The organism is Paenibacillus andongensis, from assembly GCF_025369935.1.
Taxonomy (GTDB): Bacteria; Bacillota; Bacilli; order Paenibacillales; family NBRC-103111; genus Paenibacillus_E; species Paenibacillus_E andongensis.
This window is the reverse complement of sequence record NZ_CP104467.1, coordinates 7335005-7349755: the sequence shown is the minus strand read 5'-3', so window position 1 is coordinate 7349755 and position 14751 is coordinate 7335005. Positions and strand designations below refer to the sequence as shown.

The window sequence follows — 14751 nt, the reverse complement described above, 5'->3', positions numbered from 1 at the left end:
TTAACCTTTGTTGGCTTATCTAAAGGGGATAACTAACTATGAATATCAAGCTCGCTCGGCCGCTTATCTGGCTGCTTTTCATAGGCTATACGAGCTGTTTGCTGTATTGGATGTTTCTAGGCTTCGGCCGGCAAATGCACACAACAGGTCAGCTTGCTTACAATGTCGTTCCTTTTCGAACGATTGGTAATATGTGCTGCATGCCGATTCGTTTTCTACCCGGACTTGGATCATTAATTTGTTTGGTAACATTGGTGTTTTCACTCCTTATGGTTTATTACTTCCTTATTTATTTCGGTCTGCAAGACGTTATGGAACGTTCCTTCTGTACTTTGGTTGTCCGCTTGTAGGTTTGGAATTGCTGCAAATGCTGCTGCGGGTAGGCAGCTTCGATACCGATGACGTGATACTGAATGTGCTTGGCGCCAGCATATCCTTTGTTCTTTTCGCGGCTGTGGGGAGAACCTTAGAAAGAAGAGAATCAAAAAGAAGGTATAAAATGTGAGCAAATGCCTCAACATAGCGGGTGTAACGAATTAACCCCAGAGGAGGAATTTAATCACCATGACACAGCCCGATTCAAGCCTACAATCACAAAATCCGATATCCTCAGCGCAAAACTCGGTAGAAAATGTCCATGCAGCCGTTTCTCGTGCGATGTCTCATCCAACGCCGCAGACGAAGGAAGAGGCTCAAAATTCAATCACTCATGCGGAAAGAGCGCTGGAGCAGGCATCGAATCATTCCGATTCGCCAGCTTTGCAGCAAGCCGTTCAATCGTTGAACGATGAGAAAGCTAGGCTTCAGAGTATCCAGTAATACAAAAAGCCCCGTTTCCTGCCAAGGATCGGGGCTTTTGCGTTTCTTTGGGCAGATCTTGACTTCACATCTACCCCGAACTACAATTTCTTATGTAAGGAGTGTGCCTATAATGAAAATGCAAAACTTTAAATATAAAGGAAGCGGGCTTAACCGCTTTTTCGGCCCCTTAGAAGCAAAGATTATGGAAATTCTCTGGACCAACTCCCTTGAAATGACGATTAAGGATGTCCAACAGAAGTTGGATCAAGCCAAAATTATCAATTTCAATACCGTTATGACTGTTATGAATCGCTTAGTAGACAAAGGAATTCTGCAAAAAAAATCCGTTGTAAGATCGTTTAAGTACAAACCTGTTGTTACAAGAGATGAGTTTATGGAAACCCAGTCCAAAGAGCTTACATTTGACCTTATCGAAGAATTCGGTTCTTTGGCGGTCACCCATATGGTGGATGCGCTTGATAAAGTAGATCCCGATCTGCTCGACCAGCTGGAGCAAAAAATTAAAGAAATCAAAAAGGATCGATAACGATGATGGAAAAACGGTTTCAATGGTTGTATGCTGCGTCACTCGCCATATCGGGGGCTATTTTAGGACAGATGCTGCTCTATGCACTCCAGTATATTTTTAAATGGAAAACGTTTTATAATATTTTTGATTTATGTGTCATTTTATTCAAAGATCTTCATGTACCTGCACCCATTGCGTGGCATGTAGTGAACGCTCTTATCCTTTACTCGTTTAGTGCAATTCTGTGGATATCGGCTCAGCATTTCCTTGGCTCCATCAAAGCGATGAAACTCGTTGAGATGTATCAAGACCCTCATCTATCCGAGCAATACCGCGATAAATTTCAGCTTGGTGAAGGTCAGTTCCAGATCATTTCTTACAAAGCTCCCATCGCAATGACGATAGGGCTGTGGAAGCCGCGGATGATCCTATCATCCGGACTTATGGACATGCTGGACCCTAACGAGCTGCGCGCTGTTATCGAGCATGAGAAGTGCCATATGAGGCACAGAGATCCTCTCGCGATCTTCCTGCTTTCGATGATATCCAAGTCGATGTGGTACATTCCAATATTCGCTTGGATGGCCGACAAATACCCTATCATGATAGAACTTAGGGCCGACAAATTTGCCATTGCACAAATGGAACAGTCCACACATTTAGGCAGTGCTCTCCTCAAACTACTCAAACAAGCACCAACACCGCATGTATCCTTATCTCACGCCTCATTCGCCGAAATTTCAATGAATGTACGCATCATGCATATTCTCGATCCACAGAGGAAAATCTCATTCAAATGGCCCCACGTGCGGCTGCTCATTTCGCTCTTAACAATTATTTTACTTGTGGGACTTATCTAAGATAGGATACCCTGAGACTAATGGTTCACATTTAACAGTCGGAGCTCATGTCAGAAAAGTTGACGGGCTTCGACAAAAACTGCCGAAAAGTCTTGACTTTTCGGATATTCAAAACTACACTTTGTAGTGTGGAATTTTATATAGCTTTTTAAAATGGGGGAGAGAGATTAATGGATTATATCTTGAAAAATTTGCACTACATCGTAACACATGTACCGATCGCACTTCTTGTTTTTAGTTTTATTTTTGACTTAATCGCCATTATCGCGAAAAAACGTGAATGGCACTCCGCTGGTATGCTTTGCCTAGTTGTGGGCGCGCTCGGGGCTATCGCAAGTGTCCTGACAGGCCCATCTCCGTGGCGTAATCCACTAGTGGTTCCGCATGAATTTTATGCGAAATTAACGATGTTTTTGTCTATCCTGTTAGCGATTGTACGTGTTGGTTTACTGATCTGGAAAAAGAAAGAAATAGGTCGTAACCCTATCTATTTGATTGGTTCACTCGCGGCAGTTATCCTCGTTGGCTATACAGGACATATTGGCGGTCAAATGGTACATAAACCGGTTCCGGCTAAGACGACTGCTCCAGCTGCATCACCAGGTACATCTCCGGCAGCATCTACTGCACCAGCGGCTACGACAGCACCAGCGAAATAATAAAGAGGGTTATCCAAAGGCTTGCAGCCTTGTGGATAGCCCTTTTTTGATAGATAAGAATTTATATGATTTGGGTTTTGGAGTAAGCTGTGCTGTTCATTGTGCGGATTAGGCAACTGAAGTAGCTTATTTGTCTTAATAACCCCGGCTATGATTGCATAAGCAAGCTAGGCTTGCTTATTCATTTCTAGCTAAACCACTATTCGTAGAAGGCCCGGGTTGTCCAAGACAGCTTGTAAGAGCGAATGCGAGTTGTACCAAAAGCAGGTCGTAATAGCTTCATCTGAGTAAGCTTATTTTGATTCGTAATGCCTCTATTGTAAAGAAAAAAAACGCTCATCTCCTATTGGAGAGAGCGGTCTGTGTGCTTCACAGCCGGTGATCAAAAAACTTAAAGGACCAAGTCACAGACTAGGTTTATCTTATGCTGAATGTTTACTTGTCCCGAACCAATTCCAGCTCCTCCAAGGTATAACGATGCTCCCACAAAAAAATCATATCGTACTGTGTCGAATCCCTTTCGACAAAACGGGCGATGCCTGCGATGACTCCCCCAATAACAACTCCAAAAGCAACAATCCACCCCATCAGAGCAAATACTTGATCGACCATGCACATCCACTCCCCTATGCGCTATGAACCTATACACTATGAATATGCCGCCATATTTTGAAACATGTGTGACAATTCAAAGGGACTAAAGGCGAGTAAATTCATCCGAAATAACGAGGTAAGATAGTTTGTTTATAGTCTTTTTCTCCGATTGACACAGACTCGCCAAGGATGGTAAGATCACCTCTGTGAGCAAGAACATACAACTTTTGGAAAAGAAGTTATGCACGAAACAAGGTTTCTAACAAAAACGCTAAAGGAGGGTTTCAAAATGATTGATATGGTTATGGATCCTATTACCCATCGTAGATTTACAGATAAAAACCATACAATTTCATATTTGGTAACCCGAATGTTAGCCGGAAGCGCATGATTTGTGCTTGTTCGGCTGCTGCCGCCTCTTCACATACGCTATTTAAAAAGCGCGGGTTACGAAGAAGTTCGTAACGAGCGCTTTTCTGTTTCATAGAAGGCATATCGCTGCGTGCGGTGTGCCTTTTTTGTGTGGATTTGGGTCATTTTGGACAGCACCATTTGAGAGGAGTGACATATTACATGTTTACGGTATTAAAAAAGTTAGCTTGGTTTTTCCGCATGAATTGGATTCGTTACACGATCGCCATTGGACTGCTTATCATTGTTGGAATCATTGATGTAATTCCACCGAAATTGATTGGCTATGCGATTGATGGCATACACATGGGAACTTTGACGGGCAGTAAATTGGTCCAATTGCTCGCTTTTTGGGGGGCATTAATTGTAGCTGGCTATGGGCTATCCTATGTCTGGCTGTATCAGCTATTTGGCGGGGCATTCGTGCTGGAACGTATTCTTCGATCAAGGTTAATGAGACAGCTGCTGCGGATGACGCCTACCTTCTATGAGCGCAACCGCACGGGAGACCTGATGGCGAGAGCGACGAATGACCTGCAAGCGGTGTCGACGACAGCGGGTTTTGGGATTTTGACTTTCGTAGACTCTACGTTATTTATGCTTACCATCTTAAGTATGATGGGCTTCTTCATTAGCTGGAAGCTGACACTCGCTTCGATTATTCCGCTGCCCATTATGGCCGTTGCGATTACGATCTATGGGGGGCGTATCCACGAGAGATTCTTGCTCGCTCAGAATGCCTTTGGAGAAATGAATGATCGGGTGCTGGAGACGATAGCCGGTGTTCGCGTTATCCGTGCTTTTGTACAAGAAAAAGCCAGTGAACAAAGCTTCAAAACGATGACAGATGATGTCTATCGCAAAAATATTGCGGTTGCCGTCATCGACGCCCTTTTTGAACCAACGGTCAAAATCCTAGTGGGCATTTCCTACTTAATCGGATTATGTTACGGCGGATATTTGGTTTTTCACAGTGAATTGACGCTCGGAGAGCTCGTGTCCTTCAATACATTCCTTGGCATGCTGATCTGGCCGATGTTCGCCATTGGCGAGTTAATGAACATTATGCAGCGCGGGAATGCCTCCCTCGATCGGGTGAATGAAACACTTGGTTACAAGCCGGATGTCAAAGAGGATCCCAAAGCGACGACGCTGCTGCTGCCGAACTCGATTCATTTTAAAGGAGTAACGTTCCGCTATCCTTCCTCTTCTATTGATAACTTGGTGAATATCAGTTTCCATCTGCAACGTGGGCAAACGCTCGGTATTGTAGGACGTACGGGAAGCGGCAAAACAACGCTGCTTAAACAGCTGCTAAGAGAGTATCCATTAGGTCAAGGTTCGATTGTTATTTCGGAAACGCCGATCGAGAAGTTAACCATCGACACGCTTCATGGCTGGATTGGTTACGTGCCGCAAGAGCCGATTCTTTTCTCCAAAACGGTGAAAGAAAACATCATGTTCGGGCGCAGCCAAGGAACAGAGGAAGAGCTGCTGCAGGCGCTTGACCTGGCTGCGTTCCGCAAGGACGTGGAGTTCTTACCGGATGGCCTTCAAACGTTGGTAGGTGAAAAAGGCGTCGCCTTATCCGGCGGCCAGAAGCAGCGCGTTTCAATAGCGCGGGCGCTTTATGTAGACCCCGAAATCCTCATGCTGGATGATGCGCTTTCTGCGGTGGACGCCAAAACAGAGGCTGAAATCATTCGTGGTATCCGGTCGGAACGAGCCGGCAAAACGACACTCATCACGACGCACCGACTCTCCGCTGTTCAGCATGCAGATTGGATTCTTGTGTTGGATGAGGGGTATATCGTGGAAGAAGGCACGCATGAGCAGCTTCTCGCGCTCGGCGGCTGGTATAAAGAGCAGTATGACCGTCAGCAATTAGAAGAACAGACAAAGGTTTAAGTAAATAGATATCCGATGAAAAGAAGGTGAGAACCCTCATGAAACAAACAGGCAAGCGGTTATTTCAATACGCGGCGTTATTCAAAAAGCCCCTGCTCATTGCGCTTTTATTCTTATCGGTTGCGGTGGCAACAGAGCTGGCAGGACCTTTTATTGCGAGACAGATGATTGATACACACATTCTCGGTATCGAGAAGCCGTGGTACGAGACAACGTCTGCAACGCAGACGGGCAAGGCAGTCCCCGCGAATGGGATTTTTTACAAACGAAGCGACAACTTCGCAGAAGGCGAGCCGAAAGGGAAAGAGGTTCGTATTTTGCAGGTGGGCAGCCAGTTCGTTTGGGTGGATCAAGCGATCACCTTTGATGGCGAACGCAAGCTAGTAGACGATGGTAAGCTTACAATTACACAGGGGACGGAAAAAGCGGAATATGCAGTTAAGAAGCTAAGTATTCAAGAGCTTTACACGTTCTATAAACCTGAATTTAACAGTCTAATGAAGCTTGCAGGTTTGTATTTACTCTTAATCATTATTGGTGCAGGCTTTACCTATGGACAAAAGTATTTGCTTCAATCGGCGGCGAATCGGATTATCCAGCGCATGAGAAGTGATGTTTTTGCACAAATCCAGCGACTGCCGATCAACTATTTTGATAATCAGCCTGCGGGTAAAATTGTGTCGAGAATTACAAATGATACGGAGTCTGTCAGGGACCTTTATGTGCAGGTGCTTGCGAACTTTTTTACAGGTACGATCTATATTGTAGGCATCATCGCGGCTTTATTCGTTCTAGATTATAGATTGGCTTTATTCACACTTCCGGTTATTCCGCTGCTTTATGTATGGATCATTGTGTACCGTAAATATGCCTCCTTCTATAATCATGAAATACGGGAACGGATCGGCTCGATCAATGGGATGATCAATGAGGCGATTCAAGGCATGACGATCATTCAAGCTTTCCGCCGGCAAAAAGAAACGATCCAAGAATTCGAACAATTGAACGATGAATATACGAGATATCAGAACAAATTGCTTAGCTTGAACTCGCTGACCTCTCATAACCTGATGAATGTGGTTCGGAACTTGTTCTTCTTCGGTCTGATCTGGTATGTCGGGGGCAGTTCCATCAACTCATTGATCACTGTCGGTGTACTGTATGCCTTCGTCGATTATCTGAATCGGATGTTTCATCCAATGGTCGGGATTGTCAACCAGTTGCCGAATTTGGAGCGTGCCCTAGTATCCGCTGACCGTGTATTCGAGCTGCTTGATGAACAGGGCATCGACGTGGCTGCGGAGAAAGCGGATCGCTATCTGGGCAATGTGAAGTTCGAGCATGTTCGCTTCGCCTACAAAGAAGGGGAGGATGTGCTCAAGGACATCTCCTTCGAGGCCAAACAAGGGCAGACGGTGGCGCTAGTCGGTCATACCGGATCGGGCAAAAGCTCGATCTTGAATCTGCTCTTCCGCTTCTACGATGTGAATGAAGGCCGGATCACGGTGGACGGCCGCGACGTGCGGGAGATGCCCAAACAACTGCTGCGTCAGCATATGGGCATCGTCTTGCAAGATCCGTTCCTGTTCACAGGGACGATTGCGTCCAATGTCAGCTTGGACGATCCGTCCATCACCCGGGAACGGGTGGAGGCAGCGCTGCGCGAGGTTGGCGCAGAGGAAATGTTTAAGAGCCTGCCGCACGGCATCGATGAGCCCGTGATCGAGAAGGGCAGCACGCTGTCTGCCGGGCAGCGGCAGCTGATCTCTTTTGCCCGGGCGCTGGCGTTTGACCCGGCGATCTTGATCCTCGATGAGGCGACGTCCTCCATCGACACGGAGACCGAGGCCATCATTCAGGCCGCGCTCGAAGTGCTTTCGAAGGGGCGGACCACCTTCATCATTGCCCACCGCTTGTCGACGATTAAAAGCGCCGACCAGATTCTTGTGCTCGACCACGGCGAGATCGTCGAGCGTGGCGGCCATGAGGAGCTGATGGGGCTCCTCGGTCGGTACTATCAGATGTACCAGCTGCAGCAGGGACATTCGGAAACAGCCTCGGCCGCTGAAAGCGAAGTGCGCAGTATGTTGTAGGGTTTGGAGCCAGCCGTCGGACCTATTGTCCGGAGGCTGGCTTTTGCTTTTCTGAGAAACGGTATATGAAATGTTGCAGTTTTCGTATCATTGATCGTACAGATTGGTTGCGTATTTCTAGTATTTGATCAGCAATAGTTTCACTACCCTTTAGGAAATTGAGGTAAAGAAAAAGCCTGCCGAATGGTAGACTTTGTATGATATATTAAATTATTACAGGACAGCCTTGGGTGAGCATTCTCCTCCAGAAAGGAGGGTAATGCCATGGAAACTTTCCAAACGATTGTAATCATGCTTGCGTTCGGTAGCTTTAAACTGGCGCTAGGAGACGGTATTGGTCGCACCGTCTCTTTGTTATTATAAGCATACTACGTATGCTTTAGACACGTAATATAAAAGGGAAACAGCCTATTGCAGCATCTGAACTAGAATGAACTCCACTAAGGACAAGGCTATTTAACCGCACTAAAGACTATCTGTCGGCGCTATGCTACAATAACTAATATTTCCCTATTTGAAATGGAGGAGCATCATGCGTCCAGAAACGATTCGATTGTTAAACTTGCTTCAGCTGCTGTCCGAAATTGCTATTGCTGTTGGATACTTGCTTGGTCTTATTCCGTTTGTATATTTGTGGTCTTGCTCGTGGGTGATCCCGCTCGTGTTTGTCAACCTGGTTTTTGCCTTACTTACAAGCAATGGGACCACGACAAAGACGGTCATCAATATTGCTATGGCTTTCTTGAGTTTTATTCCTGTAGCGGGGTACCTTTTCCGTGTGATTGGGATCGTTGTTTCATGGATCAACATCCAGGCATTGGCGAAGGGAAGAGGCAGAGGTTACTAGTTGTTCGTATAAAAAAAGACGGATGGAGGCCGATTTAACTGGCTTCCATTCGTCTTTTTTCAATTGCTTTTTAATTAGTCTTTTCTATGGAGCGGCATTAATTGTTATTGGGAAGGAATTGCTGGCGTATATCATAACTTGATAGTTACCTGGTTCAAGACCAATTGTGGGAATATCAACATCAAAGCTAGCCTTTGATTGCATGTTTGTAGAATCGTTGGCATAACCGCCTGTTGGAATGCCTACTCCAATGGCCAATAATAGGGCTAGAGTAAAATAAATGAATTTCAATTTCTTCATGCTAGTTCCTCCCACGGACTGAATATTCTGTAATATTTAAATGACATGACAATTTACAACATTTTCCTTGTAAATTCAATTTAATTATATACATAAATAGAAATATATAGCATAAATAACGAAATCTATGAATAGTAGAAGGTTTATCATACAAAAACACCTTATTTGATCGTAAAAATGCCACGATCAAATAAGGTGCTTTTTCATTTCTTTATTTCCAATCCCACGCTAATAAGCAATCCCCACACGACAGCCCACATACTCTCCATCGAGAGCGACTCGGTAGGTGAAGGCCGCGGTGTCGCCCACGGAGATGGACATTCCGCCGTCGGGCAAATAGTCCCGTTCGACGCGGTACTGCCCCTGTGGCTCGCCGTCGGGCAAATAAGTTGGACAGACAACTGTCCAACTTAAGCCCGAGGCAGCGAGCTGCTCCCACGCTTTGCGATGCTCTTCGGCAGCTCTTGTTGAAGAGCGCCGAGAGTTCGGCGCCTCATAGCGCAGCAAGCCGGGATGCTCTCTGCTTTGCAGAATGCCGGCTGTGCCGACAGTGACGATTCGGCTCACGCCGTGTGTCTTCATAGCCTCTATGAGTAGAGGCGTAAACTCAGTCAACACCGTGCCGCCATCGGTGCCGAGGCAGCTTATGACCAGCTCCGCCCCGCGAAGGGCAGCCTGTAGATCTTCTCCGTTCCGAGCGTCCCCTTGAAGAACGGTTAAGCCTTTGGAGTGAATCCCTGTGAGCTTCTCTAGGCTTCGAACAAGTGCAGTGACTTCGTGTCCGTCTGCTAGTGCTTTTTCCATAATTCTTCTTCCTACTCTACCTGTGGATCCTAGTATGAGAATATGCACGATGGTGCCCCCTTATTTCATTATTGGTTATCATTATTATACGCTTATCACACTCGGGGGGGAATTCCTCGAGATATGCTCGCGTTGTCTTGTCTTGTCTTGTATTCTCTTGTCATAACGGTTTCACGGGTCCTGAACCCTTTCTTCAGAAGGGGCAGGAATCTATTAACTTTTTAATAGATACTAGGTTAATATAAGAGTCGAATTCAGATGAGTCGACATAAATTGATAGCATCCCCCTAATAAAGGAGAATGCGAATGGCGACTTTCTATGAGGCTTTGAGGCAAAATGATAGACTTTTCCCCTTGTTGCGGCGGCCTGGGATTAATGGTACCGGTGTCGGGTATGCGGACCCTGATAAGCCCGCTCGTGGTGCGGCTATTATCGTGTACACGAGTAAAAATGCTGCCATTACAGAAATCAGTAAAAGTATCGGAAAGATGATTGGAGCAAGCATTCCTGTTCGCTTTATTACAGCCGGACCCTTCAAACCACATGCGACAGCAGCTCCGAAAAAGATGAAACGGCATATGAAAGCGCCGATAAAAAGAATACGCCCGACACTTTTTCGCAGCAGGATTCGCCCGATTCCAGGAGGAACCAGCATCGGCAGAGAGAATTCCGGTACAGGGACATGCGGTCTCATCGTAATTAGGAATGGCCAATTTTTTATTTTGAGCAACAACCACGTTCTTATCAGAGCGAACAGATTCGGCGCTAACATTATTCAACCGGGGGCTATAGATGGAGGTCGGGCCGTAACAGATCGGGTGGGCACGCCAGTGCAGTTTGTTCCCTTTAATTTAACGGGTCCTAACTTCATGGATGCCGCAATAGCGCAGCCTTTTTCCAACAGTTTACTGAATCCGAGATACTTGGTCAGCTCAACGGGCCAATTGATTGTTCCACAAGGTCATTTGCTAAGTTACAGTGTCGGTGACCGTTTTTTTAAATCAGGGCGTACAACCGGTCTTGTTTTTGGTACTGTCGAAAGTATTGGTATGCAATTTAATGTGGGGCCTTACCGTGAGCTTGGCAATGCCACTTTACAGTTCCGCAATCAGACTTTGATTACAGCACCGAATAACATATCTTTGCCGGGCGATTCAGGCTCTGTCTGGATGAGTGGGCGGTTTGCGGCTGCTTTGAACTTTGCGGGCAGCGGTACTCGTTCTATTAGTACGCCAATTGCAAGCGTTTTGAATACGTTTGGTTTGCGGGTAGCCATTCCTGCAGGAACTGGAGGTTTCAAGGCAGGTAGGGCTACAGGGGCTGCTCCAAAGGGGAATTATGCCTATGTTCGACCTTTATCGGCAGAGATGCTAAAGCAACTGCGTGTCGTTCGCGCCACATCACCGAAATAGATCTATCATAGATCGCCGCGCCATCTGGAATGATCAGTGTGAGGGGCGATCTTTTTATTGCAATATGTTCCCTGCATCAATCCCTTTGAACGCTACTTGAACCGAGTGAGCGAATCCAGCATAATAGGAGGTACTTGATTACGGCAGAGAAGGGGATTTCCCAAGCATGAGAATTAATAAATTTATTAGCGAAACCGGTGTTTGCTCCAGACGGGAAGCGGACAAGTGGGTAGAAGCGAAACGCGTAACGATTAATGGTGAGGTTGCCGGACTGGGGAGCGTCGTTGGCCCTGGGGATGAGGTTCGGATTGATGGTCGACCGATTGGTGAGAAGAAGGAACATGTTTATATTGCACTCAACAAGCCTGTAGGGATTACAAGTACAACCGAAGCGCATATCAAAGGCAACATTGTTGATTTCGTCGGGCATTCGGAGCGTATTTTCCCGATCGGCAGACTGGATAAAGATTCCGAAGGGCTTATCCTTCTGACCAATAACGGAGATATTGTAAACCAGATTCTGCGAGCGGAGAACAACCATGATAAAGAATACATCGTGACGGTGAACCGATCGATTACACCGATGTTTTTGCAAGGAATGGGGAGCGGGGTCCGCATTCTGGGGACGATGACGAAGCCATGTGAGATTTACCAAGTGGGCGACCGCGTTTTCCGAATCATTCTTACGCAAGGGCTTAACCGGCAAATCCGACGGATGTGCGAAGCGTTTGGGTATCGAGTAGTGCGTCTACAGAGGGTTCGGATCATGCATATCCATCTGGGCAATTTAAAAGTGGGTAAATGGCGGAATTTGACGCAAGGTGAAATGCAAGATTTAATGCATACACTTAGCAAAGAGAACACCCAATCAAGAAAATAATTGCAATAAAATATACACATGCACGTGCATTCGATAAAAGGGTGCTCGGACATGTGTTTTTTTGTTGAGTTATCTTAGATTTTTAGCCATAAATCGTTTCGATCTGGTGACATTTCGTGTAAATAAAAAATAAAGCATTAATCTAGTTTTCTAAAGCAACTTTTTCCAGTTTTAAACGTCAAGGATTATTATGGAATCTCTATGTTTCTAATGCTTTAAAGCTGTTATTGAAACGTAAAACGTTGAGGAGGAAGATGACTTTGAAATTAATCAAACAAGCAGGAACGTTGGTACTCGCTTCGACACTGCTGCTAACTGCTGCACCTGGGGTTTGGGCGGCCGAAGCTGCTGTAGGAAGCACATCCATTGCACCCCCTATATCTCCTGGTAAAGAGGATAAACAGCTAGATGCCAAAATAACCAAAGAACAAGCCATTGAACGAGTTAAGACCTACATAACGCTGCCGGAAGGCTATACGTTTCAATCCATCAGTCTGAATGCTTATTACAGCATGAATGGCCGGAATTTCCCAACGTGGAACATTAATTACACCAAAACGGTGAAAGATCGGAATTACGGCTCATTAAACGTATCGATTAACGGCTTAGACGGAACGCTGACCTCCTTTTACATGAATGACAATGACCCTGACCACAAACCAAGCTATCCGCCGAAAGTGGATTTCAAAGCTGCCAAGGAAGTCGCTTCTGCCTTTATAGGCAAAGTGAATCCAGATAAGCAGAAGGAGCTTGTATACAATGATACAGAAGAAAATGCCTTTCGTACGCCGCTGAATGGTAATTATCAGTACAATATTCGGTTCGATCGATCTGTTGGCGGTGTGCCTTTTGCTCCGAATGGTATCAGTGTGGTCGTCAATGGGGAAGGACAGGTTACGAATTATAACTACAATTGGGATGACAATGTCACGTTTCAGCAGAATGTAACGCCGATTTCCAAGGAGAAAGCTGCTCAAATGTTCCGCGACAAGGCAAATCTTTCTTTGCTTTATCAGATTCCATATGGTGCAAAAGGCAAGAAATTACCGATTATTTCTTATATGCTGGGTGGCTTTTCCCTAAATGCAGAAACCGGTGAGATCTGGAATCCAGTCAAAGGGATGGAAGATACGGAGGGGAATAAGCCGTTAACCGACAAGCCATTGGCTGCTAAGCCTACTGCTACGTTGGACCTGACGAAGGAAGAGGCTATTAAAAAGGTGAACGAGGCTTTCAACCTTTCTTCTGACTACAAAATCCAAGAAGCATCCTATAATGAATCGACCAACCCTGAAACAGGGGAAACCAATTCGAACTGGAATTTAAGTTGGAATGAGGCGACTGAGAAGGATTCCAAAGTTAAAATCGTTGGCAAAGGCGCATGGGCTAGCGTGAACAGCAAGACCGGAGAGATTATGAATTTCAACAGTTACATCCCTTACGGACCTGACGCTGATAAAGATATTGAGGGTAAAATTGCTCTGGAAGATGCGATAACAAAAGGTGTTGATTTTGTGAAAAAGCAGCTTCCTGCTTATACCGATCAGTTGTCGCTTCGTGCACAAACGGCTAAAAGTTATTCGGAAGATCAGCTGAAGCATATGCGTAATTGGGATATTAGTTTTAAGCGTGTGATTGATGGTGTGAATGCCGGGAACGAAGAAGTAACGGTAAGCATCGATCGTGTGACTGGTCAAATTGTCGGCTATCACTTCTCCATCAGCAATATGCCATATCCACTGCAAAAGCCGCAGGTGATGGCGATTGATAAAGCCAAGGATCTCTGGCTCGCGCAGTTCGACATCAAGTTAAATTATGTGGCCCAAGGCAGCGGGTTCATCGGTGGCATTCCACTGGAGAAATACAGAGTGATGGTAGCGGCTGGGGATGTTCCGCAATCCATGGATATGAAAACAGACGGGAAACTCGAAGCCAAGCTTGTCTATTCACTCGTTCCCAAATTCAACCGTGAACCTTTCCTCTTGGATGCGCAAAACGGTCAATGGCGGAATAGTGAAACGGGTGAAGTGATTTCCTTGGATAAAGTGACAGTAAGCGACATTGACCATCACTGGGCTAAAAATGAGCTTCAGCTTATGCTCGATTATCAAGCGCTGGATGTGAAGGATGGCAAAGTAAATCCAGATCAAACGATCCAACGGGGTGAGTTGGTTAAAATGCTTGTTATTGCCATGAATGGCGGTAACGGTGGTATTTATTACGGGGCAGAACGGAAGGCGTCTTTCGCCGATGTGAGCAAATCTTCTCCTTATTTTGCCTATGTCGAAAATGCGGTTGATCGCGGTTTGCTGGATGTAGGTGCTGATTTCAATCCGGAAGCTGCAATGAATCGAGAAGAAATGGCTCAGCTAATTGTGAAGGCGCTAGGCTACAAGAGTCTAACGAAGTTCGATGGTATTTTCAATGGTAATTTCGCAGATGCTGTTAAGCTTAAGCATGTTGGTGACGCAGCGATTGTGGTGGGGCTGAATATTATGTCTCTGAATGATGGACAATTTGAACCTCAGCAAGAAGTGACAAAAGCACAGGCGGCTAGCGCCTTCTACCGCTTCTTGCAAAAACGTTCTGAGCTTCAGGAGCAGCCTCGGTACTATTACTAAGTAAGAGCTCGAGTTAGTTAACTCCTCTCAT

The 14751-nt window shown here is 45.8% G+C and carries 17 protein-coding genes; 13 read left to right on the top strand and 4 right to left on the bottom strand.

The annotated features are described in order from the left end of the window. Positions 1–38 precede the first annotated feature (38 nt). From NYR53_RS33010 to NYR53_RS32985, 6 genes are all read left to right on the top strand, one after another. Positions 39–350 carry a hypothetical protein gene (locus NYR53_RS33010; protein ID WP_261306622.1) on the top strand — a complete coding sequence of 104 codons (312 nt, stop codon included), beginning with the start codon at positions 39–41 and terminating at the stop codon, positions 348–350. Beyond that, positions 239–505: a VanZ family protein gene (locus NYR53_RS33005; RefSeq protein WP_261306604.1), complete on the top strand. Its 267-nt coding sequence runs from the start codon at positions 239–241 to the stop codon at positions 503–505. Before NYR53_RS33010 ends, NYR53_RS33005 begins: the two co-directional genes overlap by 112 nt. Positions 506–564: 59 nt before the next feature. Then, positions 565–819 carry a hypothetical protein gene (locus NYR53_RS33000; RefSeq protein ID WP_261303177.1) on the top strand — a complete coding sequence of 85 codons (255 nt, stop codon included), beginning with the start codon at positions 565–567 and terminating at the stop codon, positions 817–819. A gap of 112 nt (positions 820–931) precedes the next feature. Continuing rightward, positions 932–1348, top strand: a complete 417-nt coding sequence (locus tag NYR53_RS32995; RefSeq protein ID WP_261303176.1) for a BlaI/MecI/CopY family transcriptional regulator — start codon at positions 932–934, stop codon at positions 1346–1348. Positions 1349–1350: 2 nt separating this feature from the next. Further along, complete coding sequence (locus tag NYR53_RS32990; RefSeq protein WP_261303175.1) at positions 1351–2190, top strand: M56 family metallopeptidase; 840 nt, start codon at positions 1351–1353, stop codon at positions 2188–2190. A gap of 170 nt (positions 2191–2360) precedes the next feature. Further along, positions 2361–2849: a DUF2231 domain-containing protein gene (locus NYR53_RS32985; protein WP_261303174.1), complete on the top strand. Its 489-nt coding sequence runs from the start codon at positions 2361–2363 to the stop codon at positions 2847–2849. A 435-nt stretch (positions 2850–3284) separates the two neighbouring features. Here NYR53_RS32985 and NYR53_RS32980 read toward each other — a convergent pair whose 3' ends face one another. Together NYR53_RS32980 and NYR53_RS32975 are read right to left on the bottom strand one after the other, a co-directional pair. Then, positions 3285–3461 (bottom strand): hypothetical protein, encoded by a 177-nt coding sequence (locus NYR53_RS32980; protein WP_261303173.1) that lies wholly within the window; start codon positions 3459–3461, stop codon positions 3285–3287. Positions 3462–3772: 311 nt separating this feature from the next. Next, positions 3773–3928 carry a hypothetical protein gene (locus NYR53_RS32975; protein ID WP_261303172.1) on the bottom strand — a complete coding sequence of 52 codons (156 nt, stop codon included), beginning with the start codon at positions 3926–3928 and terminating at the stop codon, positions 3773–3775. Positions 3929–4016: 88 nt separating this feature from the next. Between NYR53_RS32975 and NYR53_RS32970 the strand changes: the two genes are divergently transcribed. The 4 genes from NYR53_RS32970 to NYR53_RS32955 all read left to right on the top strand — a co-directional run bounded on the left by NYR53_RS32970 (position 4017) and on the right by NYR53_RS32955 (position 8702). Next, positions 4017–5762, top strand: coding sequence for an ABC transporter ATP-binding protein (locus NYR53_RS32970; RefSeq protein WP_261303171.1), 1746 nt, complete (start codon positions 4017–4019; stop codon positions 5760–5762). 38 nt (positions 5763–5800) lie between these two features. Next, a complete protein-coding gene (locus NYR53_RS32965) occupies positions 5801–7855 on the top strand; it encodes an ABC transporter ATP-binding protein (RefSeq protein ID WP_261303170.1) in 2055 nt (684 codons plus the stop codon). Positions 7856–8119: 264 nt separating this feature from the next. After that, positions 8120–8218 (top strand): putative holin-like toxin, encoded by a 99-nt coding sequence (locus tag NYR53_RS32960; protein ID WP_261303169.1) that lies wholly within the window; start codon positions 8120–8122, stop codon positions 8216–8218. 169 nt (positions 8219–8387) lie between these two features. After that, complete coding sequence (locus tag NYR53_RS32955) at positions 8388–8702, top strand: hypothetical protein (protein WP_261303168.1); 315 nt, start codon at positions 8388–8390, stop codon at positions 8700–8702. Between the two features lie 84 nt (positions 8703–8786). Here the strand turns inward: NYR53_RS32955 and NYR53_RS32950 are convergent, their stop codons facing one another. After that, entirely contained in the window at positions 8787–9002 is a 216-nt protein-coding gene (locus NYR53_RS32950; protein WP_261303167.1) for a hypothetical protein, read from the bottom strand. A 228-nt stretch (positions 9003–9230) separates the two neighbouring features. Continuing rightward, on the bottom strand, positions 9231–9854 hold the full coding sequence (locus NYR53_RS32945; protein WP_261303166.1) for an NAD(P)-dependent oxidoreductase: 624 nt from the start codon (positions 9852–9854) through the stop codon (positions 9231–9233). A 258-nt stretch (positions 9855–10112) separates the two neighbouring features. Between NYR53_RS32945 and NYR53_RS32940 the strand changes: the two genes are divergently transcribed. The 3 genes from NYR53_RS32940 (at position 10113) to NYR53_RS32930 (ending at position 14720) form a co-directional block, all read left to right on the top strand. Beyond that, positions 10113–11219, top strand: coding sequence for a chymotrypsin family serine protease (locus NYR53_RS32940; RefSeq protein WP_261303165.1), 1107 nt, complete (start codon positions 10113–10115; stop codon positions 11217–11219). Positions 11220–11385: 166 nt separating this feature from the next. Continuing rightward, on the top strand, positions 11386–12099 hold the full coding sequence (gene rluF / locus NYR53_RS32935) for a 23S rRNA pseudouridine(2604) synthase RluF (RefSeq protein WP_261303164.1): 714 nt from the start codon (positions 11386–11388) through the stop codon (positions 12097–12099). 260 nt (positions 12100–12359) lie between these two features. Beyond that, positions 12360–14720, top strand: coding sequence for an S-layer homology domain-containing protein (locus NYR53_RS32930; RefSeq protein ID WP_261303163.1), 2361 nt, complete (start codon positions 12360–12362; stop codon positions 14718–14720). The last annotated feature ends 31 nt before the right edge of the window (positions 14721–14751 follow it).

What these genes read in the sequence shown, in the direction of transcription:
- NYR53_RS32995 (WP_261303176.1), top strand. Translation starts at nt 932, where the DNA reads ATGAAAATGCAAAACTTTAAATATAAAGGAAGCGGGCTTAACCGCTTT.
- rluF (WP_261303164.1), top strand. Translation starts at nt 11,386, where the DNA reads ATGAGAATTAATAAATTTATTAGCGAAACCGGTGTTTGCTCCAGACGG.
- NYR53_RS33010 (WP_261306622.1), top strand. Translation starts at nt 39, where the DNA reads ATGAATATCAAGCTCGCTCGGCCGCTTATCTGGCTGCTTTTCATAGGC.
- NYR53_RS32990 (WP_261303175.1), top strand. Translation starts at nt 1,351, where the DNA reads ATGATGGAAAAACGGTTTCAATGGTTGTATGCTGCGTCACTCGCCATA.
- NYR53_RS32985 (WP_261303174.1), top strand. Translation starts at nt 2,361, where the DNA reads ATGGATTATATCTTGAAAAATTTGCACTACATCGTAACACATGTACCG.
- NYR53_RS32970 (WP_261303171.1), top strand. Translation starts at nt 4,017, where the DNA reads ATGTTTACGGTATTAAAAAAGTTAGCTTGGTTTTTCCGCATGAATTGG.
- NYR53_RS32950 (WP_261303167.1), bottom strand. Translation starts at nt 9,002, where the DNA reads ATGAAGAAATTGAAATTCATTTATTTTACTCTAGCCCTATTATTGGCC.
- NYR53_RS32980 (WP_261303173.1), bottom strand. Translation starts at nt 3,461, where the DNA reads ATGGTCGATCAAGTATTTGCTCTGATGGGGTGGATTGTTGCTTTTGGA.
- NYR53_RS32940 (WP_261303165.1), top strand. Translation starts at nt 10,113, where the DNA reads ATGGCGACTTTCTATGAGGCTTTGAGGCAAAATGATAGACTTTTCCCC.
- NYR53_RS32960 (WP_261303169.1), top strand. Translation starts at nt 8,120, where the DNA reads ATGGAAACTTTCCAAACGATTGTAATCATGCTTGCGTTCGGTAGCTTT.
- NYR53_RS33000 (WP_261303177.1), top strand. Translation starts at nt 565, where the DNA reads ATGACACAGCCCGATTCAAGCCTACAATCACAAAATCCGATATCCTCA.
- NYR53_RS32965 (WP_261303170.1), top strand. Translation starts at nt 5,801, where the DNA reads ATGAAACAAACAGGCAAGCGGTTATTTCAATACGCGGCGTTATTCAAA.
- NYR53_RS32955 (WP_261303168.1), top strand. Translation starts at nt 8,388, where the DNA reads ATGCGTCCAGAAACGATTCGATTGTTAAACTTGCTTCAGCTGCTGTCC.
- NYR53_RS32975 (WP_261303172.1), bottom strand. Translation starts at nt 3,928, where the DNA reads ATGAAACAGAAAAGCGCTCGTTACGAACTTCTTCGTAACCCGCGCTTT.